Genomic DNA, 7665 nt, shown 5'->3' with positions numbered 1-7665 from the left:
GGGCAGGACGACGCGGCCCGGCCCCGTCGTCCTGCCCCGCGAGGCGCGCCCCGCCCCCCACGGCCTCGGCCACACAGCAGACCGCCGAGCAGCCCTTTCCAGGGTAGGGGCGGTGCGCGCACATCTCCGGAGGTCGAGAGGACGTTCCGCCCTCGAGGCGAACGCGGGAAACGCGTGTCAGCGTTTCCCGCTAGCCGGTCGCGATCCGCTCTCCGAATCGCGACAACGGGTGAAGCCGACCGCGGCGAGGAGAACGCAAGCGTTCTCCTCGCAATTCAGAACAGATCCGGCGACGGCGTCGACGCGTAGCGGATGGCGACGTCGGCGTGGCGGTCGAAGCGGTAGCCGACTCCGCGGACGGTGCGCACGATCTCCTCGTAGCGGCCGAGCTTGGCGCGGAGGCGGCGGACGTGGACGTCGATGGTGCGCTCGTTCGGTGCGTCGTCGTCCGCGGCGCCCCAGAGCGAGGCGATGAGCTCGGCGCGCTCGATGGTGCGGCCCTCGCGGAGCACGAGGTACTGGAGGAGCTCGAACTCCTTGTAGGTGAGGGGGGTGGTCTCCTCGTCGAGGATGACGCGCTTGCGGGAGATGTCGATGACGACGCCGCCGGGTGCACGGTCGGGGTCGGGCTCGGCGTCGGAGCGGCGCTTGGCGACGGCGGCCGGGTCCTGCAGCGCGAGGCGGACCACGTCCACGTCGCGGCCGCCGGCGCCCTGCGGGGCGAGGGCGACGGAGGCGTACGTCTCGGCGTCGGGGGCGAGCTGCGCCGTGACGCGCTTGAGCTCCTCGACCAGGCGGCCGAGGTCGACTCCGGCGGCGCGGGCCTTGGCCTCGTCGATGCCGACGTACAGGGCGAAGCCGCGGGCCTCGGTGCCCTGGGGGACGGCGCGGAGGCGGGGTGCTGCGGGCGCGGCGTCGGCGACCGGCTGGAGGCGGGGCGCCTCGGTGGGGGTGGTGGCGGTGGCGGTGCGGGTGTGGAGGAGGGTCATGACGAGTCCTTGGCTGGTCGGATCCGGGACGAGTGTCCGAGGGGGCGGATCCGGGTGTGCGCGATCGAGCCGGCCCGCGGTGCGCGGTGGCGGCAGAGTCGGATGCGGGGCATCCAGGGGATCGTCCGCGCCTCGGACGCTCAGCCGATCGTGACGATCAGCGGGCGGAGGCGGTGCGGGGATCCGGCGAGGTCAGTTCCTCATGCACACATTCGACAGCACATGACGGGGCCACCGGCCATCATCATGCCGGCATTCCCGGTGGCCTCGAGGGAGGTCGGGGCGTGCAGGGTGTCAGTCATGTCCGTCAGTAAAGCGGAGGCCGGTGCACGGCGTCAACACTTCCGTGGGGATGGACGGCGCGTCGGGGGTGGTTCGGGTGCTCGGGAGAAGGCGCGCGCCGTGATTGGGGACCTCGATGCGCCCGCTGCGCGGGCTGCTCGATCCGCAGGACGGGCTTTGCCGGACGGTCGCGGTGGGGGCTGTCGAGACCCTCGCTGCGCCGGCCGACCGGCACGGCTCAGCGGGGCTCCCTGTTCCGGGGTGCGACGCGAGGCCCGCTCGTCCGGGTGCCGGCGGGCTCAGCCCGCGAGGCCGTAGAGGCGGTCGCCCGCGTCGCCGAGGCCGGGGACGATGTAGCCGAGCTCGTTGAGCTTCTCGTCGAGGGAGCCGAGGACGATGGTCACGTCGCGGTCGCCGAAGGTCTTCTCGACGGCGGCCAGGCCCTCGGGGGCGGCGAGCAGGCAGACGGCGGTGACGTCGACCGCTCCCCGGTCGAAGAGGAACTGGATGGCCGCGACGAGCGAGCCGCCGGTCGCGAGCATCGGGTCGAGGACGAAGCACTGGCGGTTCGACAGGTCGTCGGGCAGGCGCTCCGCGTACGTGGTCGGCTCGAGCGTCTCCTCGTTGCGCGCCATGCCCAGGAAGCCGACCTCGGCGGTCGGGATGAGCTTGACCATGCCCTCGAGCATCCCGAGGCCGGCCCGAAGGATCGGGACGACCAGCGGCTGCGGGTCGCTGAGCGCGAGGCCGGTGGTCTGCGTCACGGGGGTCTCGATGGTGACGGTGCGGGTGCGGACGCCGCGGGTGGCCTCGTAGGCGAGGAGCGTCATCAGCTCCTCGGCGAGCTGCCGGAAGGTGGGGGAGGGGGTGCGCTTGTCACGCAGCACGGTGAGCTTGTGGGTGATCAGCGGGTGGTCGGCTACGTGGACGCGCATAAGCTCAATCTACTGGCCGGAGCGGCGCCCCACCGGCCGCAGCGGGCCGCCGCAGGAGGGGGAGCGATGCGCGACAGCGATCTCCGCGTCCCCCGCCGCTCCGAGGAGTGGATGGGCCTGGCGCTCGACGAGGCGCGGCGGGCCGCGGGCTGGGGCGACGTCCCCGTGGGCGCGGTGGTCCTCGACTCGGAGGGTGCGGTGCTCGGGCTCGGGCGCAACGAGCGCGAGCTGCGGCGGGATCCGACGGCGCACGCCGAGGTGGTCGCGATCCGCGCGGCGGCCGAGGCCCGCGGCGACTGGCATCTCGAGGGCTGCACGCTGGTGGTCACGCTCGAGCCGTGCGTGCTCTGCGCCGGAGCGATCCTGGCGGCGCGGATCGACCGCGTCGTCTTCGGCGCGTGGGACGAGAAGGCGGGCGCCTCCGGATCCGTGCACGACCTCCTCCGCGACCGCCGGCACAACCACGTGGTCGAGGTGTACCCCGGGGTCCGCGCCGCGGAGTGCTCGCGGCTCCTGCTCGACTTCTTCGCCGACCGCCGCTGACGCCGACCGCCGCTGACGCCGACCGCCGCTGACGCCGACCGCCGCTGACGCCGAGCGCCGCTGACGCCGAGCGCCGCCGAACCCCTCAGCTCGGAGCGCCCAGCCACTCCGTCAGCGCGAGCCGCGTCACCGCGTGCATCCGCTCGAAGCGCTCCGCCGCGACGTCCTCGGCGAGCACGGCGGCGTCGTAGCCCGCCGCTCCCGCCCACTCCCCGTCGCCCTCGAGCCACTGCGCAGCCATCGTGCCGGTCAGCTCGGGGTGGAACTGCACGCCGAGGAGCCAGTCCTCCACGGCGAACGCCTGCACCTCGCCCGCCGGCGACGACGCCAGCAGCGCTGCTCCGCTCGGCAGCGCGAAGGTGTCGCCGTGCCACTGCATCACGTCGACGCCGGCGAGGTGCCGGAGCGGGGAGCCGGCGCCCTCCTCCGTGAGCACGACCGGGCGGAAGCCGACCTCGCGGGCCGATCCGGGATGGACGGACTCGCCCAGGGCGGTCGCGATCAGCTGCGCTCCGAAGCAGACGCCGAGCGTGGGACGGCGGTGGTGCATCCGGTCCTGCAGGAGCGCGATCTCGGGGCTGATGAAGGGGTGCCGCGAGGTCTCGTAGACGCCGGCGCTGGAGCCGAGCGTGACGACGAGGTCGGGGGCGAGGATGTCGATCGCGTCGAGGTCCGTCCCTGCGACGGCGTCGACGGCGAACCCCCGCTCGGTCAGCATCGGCTCGAGCGCGCCGAGCCCGGCACCGCGCTCGTTGACGATCGCCAGGGCCCGGCGCATCTCAGGCGCTCCCGTGCGGCGCGGCCGGCGGGGAGGCGGCGGGCGGAGCGGCGGCGGCCGGAGCGGCCGCGGCGGCCGTCCCTTCCGCCTCCGTCACGGCCGGACGGGCCGCCACCGATCCCGCGCGTCCGCGGTCGACGTCGGGCTCGAGGTAGATCGTGGTGGCGGTGGGGACGGCCTCGCGGATCCGCTTCTCCGCGGCGTCGATCCCGGCGGCCACGTGCTCGAGGGTCTCGGCGGCCGGGAAGGCGAGCTTCGCGGCCACGAGGATCTCGTCCGGTCCGAGGTAGAGGGTGCGCATGTGGATGACGCGCTCGACGTCGCGACCGGCCTCGAGCGCGGCGCGGATCGAGGCGGCGTCGGCGGGAGTCGCCCCCTCGCCGACCAGCAGGCTCTTCGTCTCGACGCCCAGCACGATCGCCACCACGATCAGCAGGGTGCCGATCATGATCGTTCCGATCGCGTCGTAGACCGAGTCGCCGGTGATCACGGTCAGCCCGACTCCGAGCAGCGCGAACGTCAGACCGGTGAGCGCGGCGACGTCCTCGAGGAGCACGACCGGCAGCTCCGGCGCCTTCGCCCGGCGGATGAACTGCAACCAGGACTGCGAGCCGCGGACCCGGTTCGACTCCTTCACTCCGGTGCGCAGCGAGTAGCCCTCGAGGCAGATCGAGATCACGAGGACCAGGATCGGCAGCCAGGCGTTCTCGAGCTCGTGCGGCTCGGCGATCTTCTCGATGCCCTCGTAGAGCGAGAAGACGCCGCCGACGGAGAACAGGATGATCGACACCACGAAGGCGTAGACGTAGCGCTCCCGTCCGTAGCCGAACGGGTGCTCCTCGTCGGCGGCCTTCCGCGACTTGCGGCCGCCGAGCAGCAGGAGCAGCTGATTGCCGGAGTCGGCGAGCGAGTGCACGCCCTCGGCGAGCATGGAGGCGGATCCGGAGAAGAACCAGGCGACGAACTTCGTCAGGGCGATGCCGAGGTTGGCCGCGAGCGCCGCGATGATCGCGGTGCCGCCTCCGGATGCGCTCACGTGGTCTCCTCGGGCTCGCCGCTGGATGGTCGGGCCATCCTACGAGGCGCCGGACCGCACCCGGACCCCCTTGCCGCGGGCTCTTCGTAGGATGAGCGGCGTGACCGATGCGCCCGTCCTGCTCCCGTCCATCGCCGTCCTCGGCCTCGGCTCGATGGGGGGTGCGATCCTCCAGGGCCTGCTGGCTCCCGGCGTGCGCGTCGAGGGGGGCGTGCGGGTGACCAACCGCGACTCCGCGAAGGCCGCCGCGTGGGACGGCCACCCGGTGGTCACCGCCTTCGCCACCGCGGACGACCCGGAGGCCAACCGGCGTGCGGTCGAGGGCGCGGCGATCGTGCTCGTGGCCGTCAAGCCGCACATGGTGCCGGACCTGCTCGACGAGATCGCCGACGCGCTCGCCCCGGGCGCGGTCGTCGTCTCCGTCGCCGCCGGCGTGACCGCGGCCACGTTCGAGCGGCACCTGCCCGCGTCCGTCGCCGTGCTCCGCTCGATGCCGAACACTCCCGCGGTCGTGGGCCGCGCCGTCACCGGCCTCAGCGCGGGCACGCGGTCCGGCGACGAGGACCTGGCGCTCGTGCGCCGCCTGTTCGAGACGGTCGGCGAGGTGGTCGAGGTGCCGGAGTCGCAGCTCGACGCGCTCTCGACGATCTCCGGCTCGGGGCCCGCCTACGTGTTCCTGCTGATCGAGGAGCTCATCGCGGCCGCTGTCGCGAAGGGCTTCACCCCGGAGCAGGCGTCGACGATGGTGGTCGGCACGTTCCGCGGCGCGGCCGAGCTGCTCGCGGACTCCGGCGAGGAGCCGGCGGAGCTGCGCCGGCGGGTCACGAGCCCGAAGGGCACCACCGAGCGGGCCGTCGCGGTCCTGCAGGAGGCCGACCTCGCCGCTCTCTTCACGCGGGCGACCGACGCCGCGCTGGCCCGCGCCCGCGAGCTCGCCGCCTCCTGACTCCGCCCTCCTCTCCGCGAGACGCCGCTCGGGTACGCGACACCCCGGAGCGGGCGTACCGGAGCGGCATCCCGCAGAGGAGGAGGAGGGAGGGGGCGCGGGTCAGGAGCCGAGGGCCGCGAAGCGCTCGATGTCGCTGGGGGTGCCGCTGACCACGATGAGGTCGTGGTTCGAGACGACGGTCTGCTCGGTCGCGTAGGTGAAGGGCTTGCCCGGGCTCTTGACGCCGACGACGGTCACGCGGTGCTTGCGGCGCACGCCCGACTCCGTGAGCGTCAGCCCCCGGATCGGCTTGGGCGGGTACATCTTCGCGAGCACGAAGTCGTCGTCGAACTCGATGAAGTCGAGCATGCGGCCCGAGACCAGGTGCGCGACGCGCTCGCCCGCCTCCGCCTCGGGGTAGATCACGTGGTTCGCGCCGATCCGCTCGAGGATCTTGCCGTGCGAGCGCGAGATCGCCTTCGCCCAGATCTGCGGGATCTTGAGGTCGACGAGGTTCGCAGTGATCAGCACGGACGCCTCGATGGAGGAGCCGACCGCGACGACGGCGACCTGGAAGTCCTGCGCGCCGATCTGCGCGAGGGCGTCGAGCGAGCGGGCGTCGGCCTGCACCGCGTGGGTGACCCGCTCCGACCACTTCTGCACGAGACCGGCGTCGGCGTCGATGGCGAGGACCTCGCGGTCGAGGCGGTCGAGCTGGCCGGCCGTGGCGGCTCCGAAGCGCCCGAGGCCGATCACCAGCACCGGGGCGTCGTACCTGATGCGGTCAACCAACGATGGGCCTCTCTTCCGGTCGTCTGAACAACTGCCTCCGCTGGCTCGCGGCGAGCGCGGCGGCGAGAGTCACGGTACCAACGCGGCCCATGAACATCGTCAGCGCCAGGATGTAGACCCCGGACGGCGGCAGCTCCGCGGTGAGCCCCGTCGAGAGCCCGGAGGTCGCGAAGGCCGAGATCACGTCGAAGAGCACGTGGTCGAGCGAGGCCTTGGTGATGTGCAGGATCAGGACGCTCGACACGGCGACCGTCGTCGCGCCCCACAGCACGACCGAGACGGCCAGGCGGAGGACGTCGTTCGGGATCCGGCGGCCGAACGCCTCCATGTCGTTGTTGCCTCGGGCCTCGGCGAAGGCGGCCAGGAACAGGATCGCGAGGGTCGTGACCTTGATCCCGCCGGCCGTGGAGGCCGATCCTCCGCCGATGAACATCAGCATGTCCGTCACGAGCAGGCTCGAGCCGTTGAGGTCGGGGACCGAGATCGTCGAGAAGCCGCCCGACCGCGTCATCGTCGAGAGGAAGAAGGACTGGAAGACGGTGTCTCCCGCATCGAGGCTGCCGAAGGTCCTCGGATTGTCGAACTCGAGCACGATGTAGAGGACGGCCCCGGCGACGAGCAGGATCACGGAGGTGACCAGCGTCAGCTTCACGTGCACCGACCACTTGCGCGGGCGCCGCCAGCCGCGGGAGAAGGCGTAGATGACGGGGAAGCCGATCGAGCCGAGGAAGACGCCGAGCATCAGGATGCCGAGGAACCAGTAGTCGTCCTCGAACGGGGTGAGTCCCGCGGCGTTCGGGGCGAAGCCGGTGTTCGTGAACGCCATCGCGGAGTAGTAGAAGGAGTGCCAGACGGCCTCGCCGATCGGGATCCCGTCGATCAGCATCCGCGGGAACAGCAGGAGCGCGACGATGATCTCGATCGCGGCGGCGCTGATCGCGACGGTGGCGAGCAGCCCGCCGATCTCGCCCAGGCGCACGGCCTGGCCCTCGGCGACGGGGCCGGAGTGGATCCGCAGAGGGTTCGAGTCGCTGGCGACCATGAGCTTCGCCCGGAGCCCGAGGCGGCGCGAGATCGCCAGGCCCATGATCGAGGCGAGCGTCAGCACTCCCAGAGCGCCGATGTTCACGCCGACGAAGATGATCGAGTGGCCGAACGCCGACCAGTGCGTCGCCATGTCGACCGTCGCGAGGCCGGTCACGCAGATCACCGACATCGCGGTGAAGAAGGCGTCGTGCAGCGGCGTGACGGTGCCCGTGGTGCTCGACACCGGCAGCGAGAACAGCAGGGTGAACACGAGCACGAGCGCCGAGAAGATGAGGATCGCGAAGCGGGACGGCGAGCGTCCGGCGAAGTCGTCGATGAGGTCGCGGGCCCGCTCG

8 protein-coding genes are annotated in these 7665 nt (G+C 72.4%); 2 read left to right on the top strand and 6 right to left on the bottom strand.

Translation table 11 applies throughout. The features are described 5' to 3' along the window. Positions 1–275: 275 nt before the first annotated feature. Both C5B98_RS10935 and upp read right to left on the bottom strand, forming a co-directional pair. Complete coding sequence (locus C5B98_RS10935; RefSeq protein WP_104262947.1) at positions 276–989, bottom strand: winged helix-turn-helix domain-containing protein; 714 nt, start codon at positions 987–989, stop codon at positions 276–278. A 581-nt stretch (positions 990–1570) separates the two neighbouring features. Further along, positions 1571–2206, bottom strand: a complete 636-nt coding sequence (upp, locus tag C5B98_RS10930; RefSeq protein WP_104327787.1) for a uracil phosphoribosyltransferase — start codon at positions 2204–2206, stop codon at positions 1571–1573. 66 nt (positions 2207–2272) lie between these two features. On the opposite strand from upp, the gene C5B98_RS10925 reads away from it, so the two are divergent. Then, entirely contained in the window at positions 2273–2749 is a 477-nt protein-coding gene (locus tag C5B98_RS10925) for a nucleoside deaminase (protein WP_219812140.1), read from the top strand. Positions 2750–2834: 85 nt separating this feature from the next. On the opposite strand, the gene C5B98_RS10920 is transcribed toward C5B98_RS10925, so the two are convergent. Both C5B98_RS10920 and C5B98_RS10915 read right to left on the bottom strand, forming a co-directional pair. Beyond that, positions 2835–3527 (bottom strand): gamma-glutamyl-gamma-aminobutyrate hydrolase family protein, encoded by a 693-nt coding sequence (locus C5B98_RS10920; protein ID WP_104327786.1) that lies wholly within the window; start codon positions 3525–3527, stop codon positions 2835–2837. A 1-nt stretch (position 3528) separates the two neighbouring features. Then, the gene (locus C5B98_RS10915) at positions 3529–4563 is read right to left on the bottom strand and encodes a cation diffusion facilitator family transporter (protein ID WP_104327785.1); all 1035 of its coding nucleotides are present in this window, start codon (positions 4561–4563) and stop codon (positions 3529–3531) included. 154 nt (positions 4564–4717) lie between these two features. Between C5B98_RS10915 and proC the strand changes: the two genes are divergently transcribed. Then, the gene (gene proC / locus C5B98_RS10910) at positions 4718–5509 is read left to right on the top strand and encodes a pyrroline-5-carboxylate reductase (RefSeq protein ID WP_374953059.1); all 792 of its coding nucleotides are present in this window, start codon (positions 4718–4720) and stop codon (positions 5507–5509) included. Between the two features lie 102 nt (positions 5510–5611). Here the strand turns inward: proC and C5B98_RS10905 are convergent, their stop codons facing one another. Both C5B98_RS10905 and C5B98_RS10900 read right to left on the bottom strand, forming a co-directional pair. Then, positions 5612–6283: a TrkA family potassium uptake protein gene (locus C5B98_RS10905; RefSeq protein ID WP_068255410.1), complete on the bottom strand. Its 672-nt coding sequence runs from the start codon at positions 6281–6283 to the stop codon at positions 5612–5614. Next, complete coding sequence (locus C5B98_RS10900) at positions 6276–7646, bottom strand: TrkH family potassium uptake protein (protein ID WP_244229642.1); 1371 nt, start codon at positions 7644–7646, stop codon at positions 6276–6278. The genes C5B98_RS10905 and C5B98_RS10900 overlap by 8 nt, the downstream gene beginning before the upstream one ends. Positions 7647–7665 lie beyond the last annotated feature (19 nt).

This window comes from Rathayibacter sp. AY1A5 (genome assembly GCF_002930875.1).
Classification (GTDB): Bacteria; Actinomycetota; Actinomycetes; order Actinomycetales; family Microbacteriaceae; genus Rathayibacter.
Note: the sequence above shows the minus strand (reverse complement) of the source record. Positions and strands in the feature narration are given on the sequence as shown.